Here is a 17,891-nt window from a genome sequence, read left to right as displayed (position 1 = left end):
AGCGACCAAGCGGCTCCTATCGTGGATATTCCTGAATACACTGGCCCTATCGGTACTGCGAGCGACCAAGCGGCTCCTATCATCTCTCTTCCTGAGTTTAAACTCAAAGCCTTAAAAGACCAGGCTACCGGAGTTCAAGTCATCAGTGGAGCAACTGAGCTAGGTGAAGCAAGTTATCTTGAAATCCAGAAAGTAGACAAGCAAGAACTCTTGGGCAAGAAATATGATGCCTACAACATTCAACTCAAGAATGAAAATGGTCAACCAATCCAAGCAAAAGGTGCTGTACTGGTTCGATTACCAATTTCTGGTACAGTCCAGGAATTCTATCGTTTCAATTCAGAAAAAGACTTGAAATCACAAGATTTCACAATTCGTGATGGCATGCTTGAGTTTCTCACCCTTGATTTGACTACTTATGCTATCATCTACAGGACTGAAACAGAAGCCCAACAACCAAGCTCAAGTCAAGTCGAAGAAGCTAGTCCATTAGCTAATAAAAACCAGTTCAATGGTGAAAATTCTACAAATGACAAGCAGCTTCCTGCTACTGGAGAAGAGTCTAGCCCACTCCTCTTCATGGCAAGTCTCAGTCTAGCCTTAACTGCTGCCTTCTTGCTTAAAGGCAAAAAAGAGTGATCCCAATAAATCTATAAAGATTTAGATAAATAGAAAAAGGATGAGTAAATTACTCATCCTTTTGATTTATTTCAGAGTATTTTAAAATAAACTAAAAAGCCAGTTATAAATCCAGTTAAAAATCGAATATAACAAATTCAAAAGGAATTCATAAAAAATTAAACAAATGTGATACCAAATGAATTCTAGAATGGCGATTAGTGGCTTGACTATGATATAAAATAAAATATCCCAAATAAATTTCATTTTTTATCTTCCTTTCTAGGAAGTCCCGCAATCCAAGGCAGAGTAGATATCATTTTATAAGCCGTAAGAAATTTAGCAAGCTCTATGACTTTTGGCTCAGATTCCTTCTTCTCAGTCAGTACTTCCATTCCTTTTACCCAGAGGCATATCCCAATCGCTCTAGCTATTCCTGTAAAAAAATTTGGTTGTTGATCCATGCGATTCTCCCTTGATTACTCCGACTATTACTATTCTGTTTTCATTGTATTCAGTATATCAATTTTTTATAGATAATCAAGCTTTTATCTGCAAAATAAAAAAGTTTCATAACCTTTCTAGAATAATACTAGGAAGATTATAAAACTTTTCATTATTTAATTTCTTTTTTATATCGTTCCAATTCTGCTTGGTTAGCCCAAACATAATGTCCTGGACGAATTTCAACCATAGAAGGTTTGTCAGTTTCATAGTCATGTTGATCTGGATCATAGACTTTCAAAACTTTTTTACGTTCCAAGATTGGATCTGGAATAGGAACAGCTGATAGAAGTGCTTGTGTATATGGATGAACTGGATTGTTAAACAATTCTTCAGTTTCAGCCACTTCTACAATGACACCCTTATAAATTACCGCGATACGATCAGAAATAAAACGAACTACTGACAAATCGTGGGCGATAAAGAGATAGGTTAAGCCCAATTCTTTTTGGAATTTCTTGAGCAAGTTCAAAACTTGGGCACGTACAGAAACGTCCAAGGCTGAGATTGGCTCATCCGCGATAACGAAGTCAGGTTGCATAACCAAAGCACGGGCAATCCCAATACGTTGACGTTGTCCACCTGAGAACTCATGAGGATAACGAGTTAAGTGTTCAGCCAAAAGTCCCACTTCACGAATGATATTTTGAACTTTTTCTTTTCTTTCTTCTTCGTCTTTAAATAAATGGTGGTTGTAAAGACCTTCAGAGATGATATAGTCCACTGTCGCACGTTCATTCAAACTTGCAGCTGGGTCTTGGAAAATCATTTGAATGCGACGGATTAATTCCGCTGCTTGTTCACGTGATTTTTTACCATTAATTTTTTTACCATCAAAGATGATATCTCCCTTGCTGGTATCATTAAGACCGATAATGGCACGACCAATTGTTGTCTTACCACTACCAGATTCTCCAACAAGTGAGAATGTTTCGCCTTTGTTGATAAAGAAGTTTGCATTTTTAACGGCTACAAACTTTTTGCTTCCTTCACCGAAGGAAATCTCTAAGTCTTTAACTTCTACTAATTTTTCAGACATTTCCTTCCTCCTAGTCCTCAAGATGAGCAAAGCCCATCTTTTCACGAATCTTATCGTGTAAATCTGCAATTACTGCTGGTTTTGCAACTTTTGGAGCTTGTTCATCAAGCAACCATGTTTTAGCCCAGTGAGTATCAGATACTGCAAACTGAGGAGCTTTTTCTTCGAAATCAATCTTCATCGCATAATCTGAACGAAGAGCAAAAGCATCTCCCTTCAATTCAGTATACAGTGATGGAGGTGTTCCCGGAATTGAATACAATTCTCCTTTATCGTCAGCCAGCTGTGGCAAACTTGATAAGAGGCTCCATGTGTATGGGTGACGTGGATCGTAGAAGATTTCTTCAACTGTACCATACTCAACGATTTCACCAGCATACATAACTGCAACTTTATCAGCAATACTTGCTACAACACCAAGGTCGTGTGTGATAAAGATAGTTGTAAAGTGGTATTCTTGTTGAAGTGTTTTCAACAAGTCAATAATCTGAGCTTGGATGGTCACATCAAGGGCTGTTGTTGGTTCATCACAAATCAAAACATCTGGACGACACGCAAGGGCAATCGCAATAACAATACGTTGACGCATTCCTCCAGAATACTGGAATGGATATTCATTAAAACGTCTCTCAGCGTCAGGGATACCAACCTTATTCATATAGTCAATCGCCAAGTCTTTTGCTTCTTGAGCCGTTTTCCCTTGGTGTTTAACAATAACTTCTGTGATTTGACTTCCGATTGTTTTGATTGGGTCAAGACTGGTCATCGGGTCCTGGAAGATCGTTGCAATCTTCGCACCACGAATTTGCTCCCAATCTTTATGAGAAGAAAATTCAGTCAAATCTTGGTCACGGTAAAGAATACTACCGTTCGCAATACGACCATTATCTTCCAACATTCCTGTAAAAGTTTTTGTTAAAACAGATTTCCCTGAACCAGATTCTCCAACGAGTGCAAGCACTTCGCCCTCAATCAACTCCAGAGATACTCCACGAATAGCTGTCAAAATTTTGTCACGAACATCAAATTCCACGACAATATCTTGAGCAGTCAAAATTACATTTTTTTCTTTTGTCATGTCTACTCCTATCTATGTGTACGTGGATCACTAGCATCCGCTAGGTTTTGACCAACTACGAAAAGTGACAAGGATACCAAGACCAAAGTTGTCAATGGAATCCAGAAGAGGTATGCATTTGTTGTTACGTTCTGTGAGTAATCTGAAATCAATCGACCTAAACTTGGTACTGTAATAGGCAATCCAAGTCCAAAGAATGATAGAAAGGCTTCATATGAGATAAATGCTGGAAGCATTTGTGATGTAGTCGTAACAATAACAGATACCAATTGTGGCATGATATTTTTAATGACAATTTTGTATGTTGGAGTTCCGAGTGTGCGTGAAGCAAGGTTGTACTCTAAGTCACGGTAACGCATGATTTGGATACGAATTGAGTAGGCAATCCCAATCCAAGTCGTTACACTCATGGCAAAAATCAAATTCCAGAAACCTGCTCCGATTGAGTATGTTAGGACGATAACAATCAATAAGTGTGGGATGTTGGAAATAACGTTATAAACTTCCATCATGACGCGGTCAACTGATTTTGAAATACCCCAGATACCGCCGACAATAACACCAATTACAATATTGATAAAGGTCGCAATAACGGAAATCAAGATAGAGTTACGGGCTCCAAACCAGACACCATCAAAAAGAGACTTACCATTACTATCTGTACCGAACCAATGTTCCGCATTTGGTTTAATGTAGCGAGCGCTAAAATCATTTACCTTACTTACATCATTGAAGTCGAAATCAGAAAACATTGGGTAGATGAAACTCATCAAAACGATTGAAATCAAAATACCAAGCATGATGATGGTTGATTTCTTTTTCAAAAATTGTCTAAAAACAGAACCCCAATATGAGTAGGCAGGAGCATCAATTGCTTCAGAGGCAAAGTCATCGCGTTTTACAAACTGAAATTTATCATTACTAATTGTAGACATTATTTGCCTCCTTTCTCTGTCAACTTAATACGTGGGTCAATAATTGTCATCCAAATATCCCCAATTAAGTAAGAGAAGATTGAGACGCAAGTAAAGATGAAAACTAGACCAACAACCATGTTATTATTTGACGCTTTTACAGAGTCAATCAACATTTTACCCATACCTGGGAAGGCGAAGACTGTTTCAGTAAGAGTAGCTCCACCAATAACACCGATAATAGAACCAGGAATACCTGAAACAAGTGGTACCATGGCATTTTTAAAGATGTGTTTGTTTGAAATTTCTTTCTCAGAAAGACCTTTTGCACGTGCAAAACGAACAAAGTCTTGTGATTGTAAGTCAATCATGTAACGACGAATCCAGATAGCCAAACCAGGAGCACCAAGTAAACCAAGAATAACTGCAGGTAGTACATATGAACGCCAGTCTCCAGCACCCAAGATAGGGAATGAATCAGGGAGTCCAATTGAAGAACCAATCAAACGAATGATATAGACAAGAGCGATAGTTGGAAGAGCAAGTAAGAATGTTAAAGCTCCTGTAGAGAAACTATCAATCCAAGTATTCTTGTAACGAGCCATTGCAGAACCAAGTGGAACCGCAATCGCATACGAAATTGCAAGGCCAATCAAACCAGCAATAGCAGAACTGGTAATCATAGATGGATACTGATAGTTGCTTTCAGTAGCTGTATATGGATCACCTTTACCGTAGTTCGCTACTTCACGTGCATCCGCCTGACTTGGTGATTTATAAGTTCTTGTGTAGATATTGACTGATGAAGTTTTCTTCCCAGTTGGGAATTGAACTTCAGAAGTCTTCGTTTGTCCTTGACCTTGTGTGATAACTTGAAGTACAGGAGTATTGGCATAAGTTGGGTAAGAATCTCCTAGGTTCAAGTTCACAAAGTTCTGATGAACAAATGGGAACTGACTGTTGAAGTACAAGAGGTATTTATGTTTAGTCCCTGAACCTACTAAAGACCATCCAATAGCTGGATCGTTTTCAAAACGCAAATAACGCTCTAAGTTAGGATTTTCTGGGTCTTGAATCTTGTTTGTATGGTCAATATCAAGCAAGTTTGCATAGAATTTGAACACACGCTCGAAAATAGGGATTTCACGAGTAGCATAGAATTGACCGCTCTCTGTAAACTCACCTAAAGTCCAACCGTTCCCAAGTTGTTGGATGTATTTTTCATAGATAGCTTTATTTGTATCATTTGCATCTACTGTAACAGAAGGGTCAATGCTACTAGCTTTTTCCTGCAACTCTTTTGTATCGTAATATTCGATATAACCCATACGCTCATAAACGGTATTTTCATAGTTATCGCGTTTATCAGCTGTAGTTGCAATTTTATTGTAGTTAGTATCTTGTTTGAAGATCAACTTCCGTGGAACCATCGTATAGATGATTGTGTAAATCAAGGTCGTTACTAAAAAGATAGAAACTAACGACCGCAAGATACGCATAAAAACATATTTTTTCATATTATTTCCTTTAAAATCCCAAAAGAACCTTCTCCTTTTGGAGAGAAAGTTCTAATGAGCATTATTTATTTCACGTGGCTCTCTAATTCTTTTTGAGCTTTCTCGTTTGATTCAGCTTTTTCTTTGAGCCATTTTTCACGAGCTTCTTTGTACTCTTTAGCAGTTACAGTGTTCGCTTGCAATTTAAGATATTTGAAGTAAACATCTGAACCTTTATCACCAGATTGAGTATAAGATGCTGAGAATGGTACTACGCGAGAAATGATTGGTGCTGCTCCTGAAGAAGACATAGCTGGAAGGAAGAGTGAGCTATCTGTCAACCAAGCTTGAGCTGCTGCATATTTCTCATAACGTTTATTAAGATCGGTTGTTTCACTAGCTGCATCATCAACTAATTTGTCATAATCATTCAAACCAACTTGAGCAACCGCTGGGTTTGATGGATTATCATAGCCCATGTAGGACTTAGTTGTTTCACTGTTAGTTGTTTTCAAGATATCAAGGTATGTTGATGGATCATCATAGTCTGGATTCCATCCAACAGCACCTGAAAGGTCCCAATCTTCTGCTGCCGCACTAGCTGCGTAGTATGTGGCATTTTGTAATTCATCTGTAGTGATTTGTTGAATATCGATAACTACATTATCTGTACCCAAAGCCGTCTCAACAGATTGTTTAAATGATTGGATACGAGCGATATAGTTTTTAGATGTTTGGTCAACTGGAATATCCAAGTGGATTGGGAATTTTACACCATCTGCTTCAAGGACTTTTTTAGCTTTAGCTAGTTCTGCTTTAGCCTTATCAGCATTGTAAAGACCATCTTGAGCATCCGCAAAGTTTACGTCTTTCCATTCATCACCATAAGAAACAACTTTCTCAGTAACCAAGTCACCAAATGTCTTATCTCCAGCAGAAACAAAGTCAGGTTTGACAAAGAGGTTACGAACAGCAAGGGCGGCTCCATCCTTACCATTTAGCTGAGCTGAATAAGCAGTACGGTCAAAAGCAAAGTTCAAAGCTTGACGGAAGTCTTTGTTAAGAAGAGCTTTCTTAGTAGAAGTCTTTTCCTCGTCAGTTGTTTTTGATGTATATTTATAACTTTGACGGTCAATGTTAACACCTAAACCAGCAATACCAGCTCCCTGTGGGGTATAGTAGATATTATCTTTATATGTTTCTGCTACTTTAGAATAGTTTGAGCTAGTAGGGAAGAGACGTGCATAACTATATGCACCATTTGTAAAGTTACGCTCAAGTGACTCTTGGTCTGAACCATCATAGTAAGAAAGTGTTACAGTATCGATGTGAACATTGTCTTTATCCCAATACTGATCATTCTTTGCAAATTCGATAGAAGACTTAGCTGTCAATCCCTTAAGCAAGAATGGACCATTGTAAAGCAATGATGTTGGATCTGTCGCTTTACCAAAGTCTTTACCTTTTGATTTTTCAAACTCTGCATTCAAAGGCCAGAAGATTCCATAAGATAATTTAGAGTTCCAGTATGGTTCAGGTTTGTTCAATGTATATTGAAGAGTGTAATCATCAACAGCTTTAATACCTACTGCAGAAAAGTCTGTATTGTTCCCTGATATATAGTCAGCCAATCCTTTAACAGAATTTTGTGCTAGGTAAAGAGCGGCTGATTTATTGTCAGCTGCGTGTTTTAAACCTGTAACAAAGTCATTTGCAGTTACTTCTGCATATTCTTCACCATCAGATGTGAACCATTTTACACCTTTACGAATCTTGTATGTATATGTCAATCCATCTTGAGATACTGACCAGTCTTCAGCGACTGCAGGAGTTAGATTTCCATATTGGTCATTTGTAAAGAGACCATCGATACCATTTGAAGTAGCAACTTTTGTACTTTGTTTACCAGAAATTAGGTAGTCCAATGTTTCTGGGTCAGCAGTATAAGTATAGCCATAAGCCTTTGGTGCTTCAGCATTTGATGATTTTGAAGAACCGCAAGCTGCAAGAACACCTGTAGCAAGTAGCGCAACACCCGCTACCGCAAGAATCCGACTTTTTTTCATATTTTTAAACTCCTCGTTTTAAATTGTGGATATTGAAGATTATACCACAGTTTTTTTAAAAAGTAAACGAATTTTCAGAATATTTTGTCGCATGTTTTTTTAAACATTTGAATCTTATGTTTTCAGAAAAGAAAACTATTGACGAGAAACAATTTTCAAGGTATAATAATAAAAGTTAAGGCGGTATAGCCAAGTGGTAAGGCACGGCTCTGCAAAAGCTTGATCGTCGGTTCAAATCCGTCTACCGCCTCTATATAAACGAAGACTCCTAACGGAGTCTTTTCTTTTTTGCACTTAAAAAGCTTTATCAGTATTCTCTGATAAAGCTTTTGTTTTATTCAGTTTCTTCTTCTGATTCAAGTTCTTGAATTTGAACCTTAAGCTTGGTGACACGACCATTTTTTACCTTGTCATTTGTCAAGGTGATATGCTTGTTGCCACTATCTAACTCATAACTGAGTTTTTCTGATGTTGGAATAGTTCCCACACCAGTCAAATAATAACCAGCAATGGTATCTACATCGTCACTTTCAAGCTCGACATCAAAATAATCATTGAAATCGTTCAAATTCATTGTCCCTTGGACAATATGAGTGCCCTCGCCGATAGTATGAACATAGACTTCAGCACGGTCAGTCTCATCATCAATCTCACCAACAATCTCTTCAAGGAGGTCCTCGAGTGTTACCAAACCAGCCATTCCTCCGTATTCATCAAGAAGAATAGCCATCTGTCTTTGTGAATTTCTCAGTTCTTTTAACAAATCATCAACAAAAATAGTTTCAGGTACAAAGAGAGGTTCCTGTAATATCTTTTTCAATACAATATTATCAAAACCATCGGTAAAACCCGCTTTTAGCAGACTCTTGGTGTGAATCAAACCAATCACGTTGTCCTTGTCATCATCATAGACAGGAATTCGAGAAAAGTTTTGTTTTAAAATACTTTCGATAATGGTCTGAGTGTCATCTTGGATATCTACCATGAAGGCATCTGTTCGAGGAACCATGACTTCACGTGCCATGAGCTCATCTAGTGAGAAAATTCCTTGCAACATTTCGATTTCATCCGCATCCAAAGTTTCTTCACTATTGGTAAGCATATACTCAATCTCATCCCGAGTCATTTTTTCATCTGCATCGTCAAATGTCATTGGTGTCAAACGACTCAAGAGATTGGTTGATGCTGATAGCATCCAAACAAAGGGACTCACAATCTTACCGAGAGCAATAATAAATGGCACTGTTCGGATTGCCAAGGCATCTTTTAGATTTAGAGCAATGCGTTTAGGATAAAGTTCACCAAAAACGATTGAAATATAGGTCAAAAAAGCAAGTGACAGGAAGCTTGCGATTGCATGCGCAGTTTCGCTATTCCCCATCCATGAGGCTATCAATTGTCCAAGAGAGTCTGCAAGTTTAGCCCCTGACAAGATTGTAATTAAAGTAATCCCAACTTGAATGGTTGATAAAAAGTGATTTGGGTTTTCAAGTACCTTTAGCAAACGGATATAACGTTTATCACCTTCTTCAGCCTTTTGTTCAACACGTGAACGACTAAGGGAAACCATAGCCATCTCTGTCGCAGAGAAAAAAGCATTTAAAAAGGTCAAAACAACTAATAATACAAACTGCAGTAACAAATCCTGACTGCTCGGGTCTTCCATTTTCCTTCTCCTAAAAAGTATAATTGAGACTATTATACCATATTTTTCAATTTCTACACATTAATTTTCGATTTCTATAGTAAATCCCCTATCAAAACGATAAGGGATTATCTATTTATTAGTCTTTTGTAACCGTAACTTCCCCTGTTCGGTAATCTAACCGAATTCCCTTTTGAACATTAGGAATTACTACATTAAACTCCAATTCTCCGTCAGAGGATTTTGCTTCAATTTGAGAGGCAGAAGGTACTAGGTCCTCTTCTGTCGCATACAGTAGCGTAACGCGGTAACGCACTCGTTTATTCTTATCTAGCGCTTTTCGAACTAAACCTTCATAATAGTTTTGTCCTGTTGAATCTTCTGCGCGAGCTTGGTTGGCCCAGGCTGTTTGTACAGCGATGTTTTTAGGATTACTAGTAGATGCATCAAAGCCATCTAGACCACCAATCAAGGCATAGCCTAATAAATGTCCTCTATCTACAGCGTGATTATAACTTCCTTTTAGGTTCTTGACCTGATGCCAGCCTGCTGGAGTCCAAGAGGTCGAACCATTACCCGTCTCTTCGCGATCCTTATACTGTCGAGTTGCTTTTGACATGAGAGCATTGGCTACGGTAGGAACGGTCTCACCACCTACAGTTTTAGTTTTATTATCAGCATAGGGTTTACTTGATACCTTAGCATCTAGATTGGTTTTGTTCCCATTTACAATAAAGGCACCTGCTCCATTCCACTCAAGGGATCCCTTTATTTGTTTTTTGACCGAATCAGTCAATACACTCTCAGCCAATTCTTGACTAGGAGTATCAGGTGACTCTGACTTTTGCTGTACCTGTGTTTGTGGTGTATTATTGGAAGCCTGCATTTCTCTTATGTAGTAACTTCCTGCCGACAAAAGTAGAAAAATCAGGAGACCTATGAGGGCCTGTCTGGTTTTTTTATTCATGTTTCCTCCTTATTTTTTATCCTTAGAAAAAGGCCGGTTCCCCAGCCTATTTCCCTGTAAATTTTGCAATCAGTTCATGCCATTTATCGGGTGTCAAAATTGCCCACGGATCTTGACCTTTTCCTACGATACCATAGCCAATCATCAAGCCAATTCCAAGCGCCAAAATCCCTAGAAGCAAAACAATAATGACCAATAGAAATCGACGTAGCACATAAGATACTTCTTTATTCATCTTCATCAGCTTCCACACTTACCCGTTCAATATTAGCCCCTAACTGAGCTAATTTTTCATGGAAACGATAATAACCTCTATCCAAATGGACAAGTTTCCCAACAACAGTCTCACCTTCAGCTATTAAACCTGTCAGGATCAAGGCTGCACTGGCACGAAGGTCCGTAGACAGCACTTCTGCCCCTTGGAGAGGTTGCCCGCCAACGATACGAGCAGTGTCACGGATGATCTCAGAATGCAAGCCCATGCGACGCATTTCTTCTAGATGTTGGAAGCGATTCTCAAAGACTGTCTCAATCATAGTCGATTCTCCTTGAGCAACCGTCATAAGAGCAGTAAACTGCGCCTGCATGTCCGTAGGAAACCCTGGATGTGGTAAGGTCTTGACATGAACTGCTTTTAGTTTGTCTCGTTGAGAACGGATGCGGATTCCTTCATCTTCGTCGATGACTTCAACACCCATTTCTTGTAATTTCGCCAACAAGGGACGGTTGTGTTCCCAGATAGCATCTTGAATCAGGACATCTCCACCTGTCATTGCAGCAGCAACCATGAATGTCCCTGCTTCGATGCGGTCTTGAACAACGTTATGGGTTGCACCATGCAAGTTTTCAACACCAGTGATGGTAATGCTCTCTGTTCCCGCACCTTTGACTTTAGCTCCCATTTTATTCAAGAAGACAGCCAAGTCTACAATTTCAGGTTCACGCGCAGCATTTTCGATAACAGTTACGCCATCAGCTAGCGTTGCAGCCATCATCAAGTTTTGGGTTGCCCCAACACTAGGAAAGTCCATATAGATATGGGCTCCATGCAAGCGTTCTGCCTTAGCTTCGATATAACCAGCTGTTTGGGTAATCTTAGCCCCCATTGCTTCCAAACCTTTAAGGTGAAGGTCAATCGGACGACTACCAATCGTACAGCCACCTGGCATGGAAACTTTAGCATGACCAACTCTAGCTAGAATTGGACCCAAGACTACAATAGACGCACGCATCTTGCTAACATACTTATAAGGTGCTTCTTCTGTGATATCATCTGTCGCATCAACTTCAACAATATGTGCTTCTTGATCAAAGTCCACTTTCGCATTTAATCCACGAACCACTTGATTCATGGTAAAGACATCTGATAAGATCGGAACATTTTTTAAAACTGTTTTTCCTTCACTTGCTAAAATAGTCGCCGCAAGTAGTGGTAAAACTGCATTTTTCGCACCTTCAATCGTAACACTTCCAACTAGGCGATTATCTCCACCTTGAACTACAATTTTTTCCATGGATATTTTCCTTTACTATTGATTTTGTATTAGACTTACTTTTTGAATAATCCTTTTATCTATTTTATTAACAATCCACGCCAAAATCAGACTAATTATCAACACAAATAATGTGAATAGTACATCGTTTACTCTAGATGACACAAATATTTTTGCTAACATAGAAATTACTAATCCATGTATCATATATAATTCAAACGATATACGACCAATTAAATTTAAATAGACATTTGAAAAATTTATTTTTTTCAAAAAAACTATAATAAAATAGATTGTAAAAATAATATTATCTAAATTAGCAGCTAGTGCATAACTATAGCTATCTTCTATGTGTAAATACTTAAGTAAAATATCGTATCTATGTGAAACAAAGAGTAACACAGTGACTAAAACAATTACGATAAAGTAATATTTTTCTAAAAATCTATCAATTTTATTTTGATTTTTAGCCCATATTAGGCCAATAGCGAAGGCAAGAACGCTATTATACCACCAAAAATTATAACCTAACTTTATAGCCAAGCAGATGTAACAGATTATAAATATTGTATTGAAAACAATAGACAAGAACTTATTTTGAAAAAACTTAAACGATAAATAAAAAAATATATACATTAAAATTATAATGTCTACGAACCAACCATTATAGATAATAGTACTTCCTTGTTTAAATAAATTAATAAAGAAATTTAAATCAATTAATTGACCATTTACGAATCTATAAAACATATAAATCAAAGATATAATAAAAAATGGAACTATAATTTTGGAAAGTCTTTTTACTAAAAAATTATCCAGATAGTTTTCTCTGCTTTCATTTTGAACATACAACCCGTATGCAGATAAAAAGAAAAATATAGAAACGATATAGGTCCCCATATACGAAAAATTAGAAAACTCCTCACCAGTTTTAACCAATGGTGATATATGATGAAATATTATTCCTAAAGCTAAAAAACCTCTAAGACCTGATGTGGACTTAACATTGAGATACTCCTTGTTTTGAGGCAACAAATAAAGTAATAGCGTTATCAACAATAAGATTACAATATCCATTAAATCTCTTTCTCCAAATATCTTTATTAATTCTTAAAAATTATAATAATCCTCGTACTGCTTCTTGCCATAATTGATAGAGATTTAGGAAAAAAGAACTAATCAGATACCCTAAACCGATACTACACAATACTACTAAAAGTCGTACCTTCCTCGCATTGTCCTTAGTTACCTTTAAAATTTGATCCCATTTGACCAAATCTTTCAACAGTTGAAAAACTAGGTAGACAAAAAACATATGACTACTGAGGGTAAAAAACAATTGAATCATCTGCCTATTATACCATCTTCTCTTTTTCTACGCTAGTCTATGGACTTGCACTATATTTTATGGGTTGTTTTTCAAGTAATCAATTGCATCCTGAAGTGTTTTTACAGGAACAATCTTCATGTCTGTTTTAATCATTTCAGCAGCTTCTACAGCCGTGTCATAATTACTTTTAGCATTAGGATTGGCCTTTTTAGCTTCTTCAGTTACTGGATTGTTTGGAGCAAAGAATACAGTAGCTCCTTTTTTTGCAGCAGCAACAACTTTTTTGTCAATTCCACCAATATCACCAACATTTCCATCTCTGTCGATACTTCCTGTACCAGCAATGATTCGTCCATTTCGAAGAGTAGGGTCTGCAATTTGCGTATAGATGGATAAACTAAACATCATTCCAGCACTCGGACCACCAATGCCAGCAGTTGAAAACTTGATTGGCACATAACTTGACACTTCTGTGCGGTCAATCAAACCGATTCCAATACCGTTTTTCCCATTTTCCAGAGTAATGATTTTTCCTTCAGCAGTCTTGACTTTTCCGTCTTCCTGGTAGGTAACCTTAACCTTGTCTCCAAGAGTTTGAGAGTTGACGTAGTCGACCATCTCCTTGGAGCTTTCAAAAGTCTTATCGTTTACAGCCGTCACGGTGTCAGCGATATTGAGAATCCCCTTGAAAGTCGAGTTATCCGTCACAGTCAAAACATAGACCCCCAGATATTTGAGCTCTATTTCCTTACCAGCAGATTTCAGACCTTGATATTTGGCCATGTTTTGCGAAGTTTCCATGTAAAACTGGTTGATTCGCATAAATTCTGCATCTGAAGAACCACCTGTCATCTCTTTAGCACTTCGAATATCCGTAAAAGGCGTCAGCCAAGCATAAACCAAGTCCACCAGTCTAGCATGTTTAACCCCAACTGTCACAAATTGATAGGAACCTTCCTCTTGGTCAGCTTGATTATTGACTTGTAAGACTTTTCGAATATCTTCTGAAGTCCCTGGAACCTCAATGTAATAAGGCAGGGGTACCGTAAAAGCTATAAAAGTAATAACAAGCCCAATGATTAAATATATGGGCCATCTAGTTTTTTTCTTCATGTTTTAACTCCTCTAAGACAGCATTTGGGACATACTCACTGATATCTTGACCAAATTTCAACAATTCTCTCACAGCTGAAGAACTAATATAGATATGTTCTGGGCGACTGTGGAGATAGACTGTCTCCATTTCTCCTGCTAATTGATGGTTGTAAAAATCAAAACTAGCTTCATACTGAAGATCAGTAGCATTACGCAAGCCACGCACCAAGACCTCTACACCTAGTTTTCTAGCAACATCAACCACTAACTCATCGTGAGAAGCTATGACTTGAACATTTTCTAAATGTACCACTGCTTTTTCAACCGTCTCTAGTCGGCTTTCTATCGGTAAAAATCCATTTTTGTGTGGATTATAAAAAATTCCTACATACAATTGATCAAAGAGCTTACTTGCACGCTCAATGAGATCCATATGCCCATTCGTCATTGGATCAAATGAACCTGTAAACAACCCAATCTTATCTGACATAAACCGTCACCTTACTAATCCCATATATTTTTTCCTTCCAGATGCCCAAACAGGCGATTTCTTCTGGAAGTTCTACTGATTTATCAGTCTCGCAGACCACCATGACATCTTCTGAAAAAAGATTTCTCTCCGCCATTTTTTCAATATCCGACACGATTTGTTCTTTTGCATAGGGAGGGTCCAAGAAAATAAGATCAAAGACACCATCAATCTGTTCCAATGCACGGCTAGATTCCATTTTCAATAATTGAAACTTTGAGGTTTCCTTGGTCATCCGGATATTTTCTGCCACAATATTCTGGGCCCGTCTATCCCTCTCGACCAGAACAGCACTTGACATTCCCCTTGAAACTGCTTCGATGGATAAACCGCCGCTACCCGCATAAAGATCTAGTACACGTCCTCCTTCAAAGTAGGGACCAATCATATTGAAAATAGCTCCTCGGACCTTGTCTGATGTCGGCCTCGTTGTTTTGCCCTCCAACGTCTTTAAAGGACGTCCTCCGTAGATTCCTGATACGATTTTCATAAGGTATATTATACCAAATTCTGATAAAAAAAAGAAAATCGAACCTTGCGGCTCGATTGATTAAAGAATATTGTCGTAAGTATCTCTGACTTCTTGTGGCCAAACACTTGTTTGAACTTCACCGATATGTTTCTTACGAAGTAAGAACATAGCCATACGTGATTGACCAATTCCTCCACCAATTGTCAATGGGAAGAGACCGTTTAAGAGAGCTTTGTGCCATTCCAAAGAAAGACGATCTTCATCTCCTGTAATAGCTACTTGTCGACGGAGGGTATCTTCATCGACACGAATTCCCATTGAAGATAATTCAAAGGCTGCACCCAAGTTATCATTCCAGACAAGGATATCTCCATTCAAGCCATGATAACCATTTTCAGATTCAGTTGTCCAGTCATCATAGTCTGGTGCACGGCCATCATGAGGTTTCCCATCCGATAATACACCACCGATACCAATTAGGAAGACAGCACCGAATTCCTTACAGATAGCATTTTCACGTTCTTTCGGTGTCAAGTCTGGATAGCGTTCAACAAGCTCTTCTGTATGGATAAAGGTAATTTGCTTAGGCAAAATTGACTCAATATCGTATCGTGCTTCAACTGCTAGCTCAGTCAAACGAATAGCCTTATAAATCTTTTCAACTGTTTCTTTAAGATAGGCTAGATTGCGTTTTCCATTAGGAATAACCTTTTCCCAGTCCCACTGGTCCACATAAACCGAATGAGTCGCATCTAGTGAATCTTCGTCCGGACGAAGAGCCTTCATGTGAACGAAGAGACCTTCTCCTTCACCGAAACCAAAACGTGCCAAAGTATGGCGTTTCCACTTAGCAAGTGAATGTACCACCTCGTAGGTTTCGTCTGGAATTTGCAGAACCTTAACAGATACTGGATGTTCAATCCCTGAAAGGTTATCCTGCATCCCGTCTCCAACCTTACTTAAGATTGGGCCTTGTACTTCTACTACTTCTAACTTATCTTTTAAATACTGGGTAAAGGTATTTTTCACAAATGAAATCTCTTCTTGCTGATGGATAAAACTTTTCTTCATACATTCCTCCTTTAGAATAATAATAAAGATTATACCTTTTTATCAGTAAAAATAAAAGAAAAAAGAGCTCATTTGAGCTCTAAAAGCATTAATCGTCACGTCCAAAGATACGTAGGAAGCTAAGGAAGAGGTTGATAAAGTCAAGGTAGAGGCTAAGTGCTAAAGAAATTGCCCAGCCTGTAGCGACTTGACCATCTGACTCTTCGTAAACATAACGAATCTTTTGATTATCCCAAGCAATCAAACCTGCAAAAACAAGCACCATAACAATACTAATAATGTAGTCCATTAGGCCACTATTTAAGAAGATATTGACAACCATGGCCAGTATTAGACCAAATAAAGCTGCAATCAATGCACGTCCGATACCACTCAAATCCTTTTTGATGACGACTCCTATGATAGCCATGACAAAGAAGAGGGCTGCACTGGAAATAAAGGCAGTCAAAACTGTTCCTGGAAGATAGAGCGATACGATGAAACTCAGCGAAAAACCGTTCACTACTGAATAGATGAGAAACATCGGAAGAGCTGCTGGGCTATTTTTATAAGCCATATTGCTGGCTGCAATTACAAGAGCAACTTCAACTACTCCTGTCACGATTAGCCATATGCGTGCATTTAACATTAACTGTACGAGAAGGTCTTGGAAGGTTGTTAACATTAAGGCTGAGACAATTGCAGATAAGGCAATCCCAATCCCTACAAAAGCATAAACTTTTGCATAAAATTGATTCAAACCAGAACGTTCTTGAATAATTGTTTGATTCATATTTCTTCTCCTTATGAAATCTTTTTACTGATTATAACAAAAATTAACTATTTTAACTCAAATAAAACATGAGTATGCCTGCAGCGATGGCGACATTCAGACTTTCCGCCTGCCCCTTCATGCTGATATGAACCAGTTGATCTGCTTGATCTGCCATGAAGGGACTAATGCCTTGCCCTTCATTTCCCATAACCAAAGCAAAATCCTCTAACCGATCCAGTTCACGATAATCTTTAGAGTTCTGGGACAAGGTAGTTGCTAGAATGGACAAGTGATTCTTTTTAGCCTCTTCAACGAATGTTTCAACAGACATGCGATAAATCGGCAAATGTAAATGACTGCCCTGCATGGAACGAAGTGTTTTGAGACTGTAGATATCAGCCGACTTGCTTGAAACGATGACTCCAGAAAAACCTGCAGCATCTGCCGTCCGAATCATGGTCCCCACATTTCCAGGATCCTGCACATCTTCCAAGAAAAGATATTTTCCAGAGGTCAAATCCGGCAACTGCTCCTCTTCCTTTTGAACAATGGCAACGATGCCCTGAGGCGTCTGGGAATCTGCTAAATCGAATAAAATTTCCTCTGTCACAAAGACAGTCTGAGGATAATCTACTAGTTTATCTCCATACTCTACTAGAGCAAATATTTTCTCTATCTTTGCACCAGCCTGAATAGCTTCTTCGAACAAATGCCATCCTTCAATTAAATAAGAAGATTTTCGATATTTTTTTTGATGCAATTTCTTGGCATTTTTTACCACAGAATTTGCTTTAGAGGTTATAATAGTCATAGAAATATT

Annotated in this window: 19 protein-coding genes and 1 tRNA gene; 2 read left to right on the top strand and 18 right to left on the bottom strand. The window is 38.2% G+C overall.

Annotation, left to right across the window (positions count from 1 at the left end):
- Nucleotides 1-639: SIALI-17 repeat-containing surface protein (locus NMM19_RS07550; protein WP_254730742.1), on the top strand; the 639-nt coding region annotated here is incomplete at its 5' end.
- Nucleotides 640-881: 242 nt separating this feature from the next.
- Here NMM19_RS07550 and NMM19_RS07545 read toward each other — a convergent pair.
- The 6 genes from NMM19_RS07545 to NMM19_RS07520 all read right to left on the bottom strand — a co-directional run bounded on the left by NMM19_RS07545 (nucleotide 882) and on the right by NMM19_RS07520 (nucleotide 7,715).
- Complete coding sequence (locus tag NMM19_RS07545; RefSeq protein WP_178895472.1) at nucleotides 882-1,082, bottom strand: mechanosensitive ion channel protein MscL; 201 nt, start codon at nucleotides 1,080-1,082, stop codon at nucleotides 882-884.
- Nucleotides 1,083-1,234: 152 nt separating this feature from the next.
- The gene (locus NMM19_RS07540) at nucleotides 1,235-2,161 is read right to left on the bottom strand and encodes an ATP-binding cassette domain-containing protein (protein WP_178895473.1); all 927 of its coding nucleotides are present in this window, start codon (nucleotides 2,159-2,161) and stop codon (nucleotides 1,235-1,237) included.
- A 10-nt stretch (nucleotides 2,162-2,171) separates the two neighbouring features.
- Complete coding sequence (locus tag NMM19_RS07535; RefSeq protein WP_006150205.1) at nucleotides 2,172-3,239, bottom strand: ABC transporter ATP-binding protein; 1,068 nt, start codon at nucleotides 3,237-3,239, stop codon at nucleotides 2,172-2,174.
- 8 nt (nucleotides 3,240-3,247) lie between these two features.
- Complete coding sequence (gene oppC, locus NMM19_RS07530) at nucleotides 3,248-4,174, bottom strand: oligopeptide ABC transporter permease OppC (protein ID WP_006150281.1); 927 nt, start codon at nucleotides 4,172-4,174, stop codon at nucleotides 3,248-3,250.
- Nucleotides 4,174-5,670 (bottom strand): ABC transporter permease, encoded by a 1,497-nt coding sequence (locus tag NMM19_RS07525; RefSeq protein ID WP_178895474.1) that lies wholly within the window; start codon nucleotides 5,668-5,670, stop codon nucleotides 4,174-4,176. Before NMM19_RS07525 ends, oppC begins: the two co-directional genes overlap by 1 nt.
- 65 nt (nucleotides 5,671-5,735) lie before the next feature.
- The gene (locus NMM19_RS07520; RefSeq protein WP_254730739.1) at nucleotides 5,736-7,715 is read right to left on the bottom strand and encodes a peptide ABC transporter substrate-binding protein; all 1,980 of its coding nucleotides are present in this window, start codon (nucleotides 7,713-7,715) and stop codon (nucleotides 5,736-5,738) included.
- Nucleotides 7,716-7,894: 179 nt separating this feature from the next.
- Here NMM19_RS07520 and NMM19_RS07515 point away from each other — a divergent pair.
- Nucleotides 7,895-7,965, top strand: a tRNA-Cys gene (locus NMM19_RS07515).
- 84 nt (nucleotides 7,966-8,049) lie between these two features.
- Here the strand turns inward: NMM19_RS07515 and NMM19_RS07510 are convergent.
- The 12 genes from NMM19_RS07510 to NMM19_RS07455 form a co-directional block, all read right to left on the bottom strand.
- Nucleotides 8,050-9,381, bottom strand: a complete 1,332-nt coding sequence (locus NMM19_RS07510; RefSeq protein ID WP_178895475.1) for a hemolysin family protein — start codon at nucleotides 9,379-9,381, stop codon at nucleotides 8,050-8,052.
- 118 nt (nucleotides 9,382-9,499) lie between these two features.
- Complete coding sequence (locus NMM19_RS07505; protein WP_178895476.1) at nucleotides 9,500-10,327, bottom strand: DNA/RNA non-specific endonuclease; 828 nt, start codon at nucleotides 10,325-10,327, stop codon at nucleotides 9,500-9,502.
- 46 nt (nucleotides 10,328-10,373) lie between these two features.
- The gene (locus tag NMM19_RS07500; protein WP_178895477.1) at nucleotides 10,374-10,568 is read right to left on the bottom strand and encodes a DNA-directed RNA polymerase subunit beta; all 195 of its coding nucleotides are present in this window, start codon (nucleotides 10,566-10,568) and stop codon (nucleotides 10,374-10,376) included.
- Nucleotides 10,555-11,841 carry a UDP-N-acetylglucosamine 1-carboxyvinyltransferase gene (murA, locus tag NMM19_RS07495; RefSeq protein ID WP_178895478.1) on the bottom strand — a complete coding sequence of 429 codons (1,287 nt, stop codon included), beginning with the start codon at nucleotides 11,839-11,841 and terminating at the stop codon, nucleotides 10,555-10,557. The genes NMM19_RS07500 and murA overlap by 14 nt, the downstream gene beginning before the upstream one ends.
- Before the next feature lie 15 nt (nucleotides 11,842-11,856).
- A complete protein-coding gene (locus NMM19_RS07490; protein ID WP_178895479.1) occupies nucleotides 11,857-12,897 on the bottom strand; it encodes an acyltransferase in 1,041 nt (346 codons plus the stop codon).
- Nucleotides 12,898-12,937: 40 nt separating this feature from the next.
- Entirely contained in the window at nucleotides 12,938-13,168 is a 231-nt protein-coding gene (locus NMM19_RS07485; RefSeq protein WP_178895480.1) for a DUF1146 family protein, read from the bottom strand.
- A 57-nt stretch (nucleotides 13,169-13,225) separates the two neighbouring features.
- The gene (locus tag NMM19_RS07480; RefSeq protein ID WP_178895481.1) at nucleotides 13,226-14,263 is read right to left on the bottom strand and encodes a SepM family pheromone-processing serine protease; all 1,038 of its coding nucleotides are present in this window, start codon (nucleotides 14,261-14,263) and stop codon (nucleotides 13,226-13,228) included.
- A complete protein-coding gene (gene coaD / locus NMM19_RS07475; RefSeq protein WP_178895482.1) occupies nucleotides 14,247-14,735 on the bottom strand; it encodes a pantetheine-phosphate adenylyltransferase in 489 nt (162 codons plus the stop codon). Before coaD ends, NMM19_RS07480 begins: the two co-directional genes overlap by 17 nt.
- Nucleotides 14,725-15,264: a 16S rRNA (guanine(966)-N(2))-methyltransferase RsmD gene (gene rsmD / locus NMM19_RS07470; RefSeq protein WP_178895483.1), complete on the bottom strand. Its 540-nt coding sequence runs from the start codon at nucleotides 15,262-15,264 to the stop codon at nucleotides 14,725-14,727. Before rsmD ends, coaD begins: the two co-directional genes overlap by 11 nt.
- Nucleotides 15,265-15,324: 60 nt before the next feature.
- Nucleotides 15,325-16,317 (bottom strand): aspartate--ammonia ligase, encoded by a 993-nt coding sequence (gene asnA / locus NMM19_RS07465; protein ID WP_178895484.1) that lies wholly within the window; start codon nucleotides 16,315-16,317, stop codon nucleotides 15,325-15,327.
- A gap of 88 nt (nucleotides 16,318-16,405) precedes the next feature.
- Nucleotides 16,406-17,089, bottom strand: coding sequence for a Bax inhibitor-1/YccA family protein (locus tag NMM19_RS07460; protein WP_178895485.1), 684 nt, complete (start codon nucleotides 17,087-17,089; stop codon nucleotides 16,406-16,408).
- Between the two features lie 52 nt (nucleotides 17,090-17,141).
- Nucleotides 17,142-17,882: an RNA methyltransferase gene (locus NMM19_RS07455; RefSeq protein ID WP_178895486.1), complete on the bottom strand. Its 741-nt coding sequence runs from the start codon at nucleotides 17,880-17,882 to the stop codon at nucleotides 17,142-17,144.
- Between the last annotated feature and the right edge of the window lie 9 nt (nucleotides 17,883-17,891).

It is taken from the genome of Streptococcus sp. CF8_St5-17 (genome assembly GCF_024295665.1).
Taxonomy (GTDB): domain Bacteria; phylum Bacillota; class Bacilli; order Lactobacillales; family Streptococcaceae; genus Streptococcus.
The sequence above is the reverse complement of the archived record's forward strand: the minus strand, read 5'-3'. Positions and strand labels throughout refer to the sequence as shown.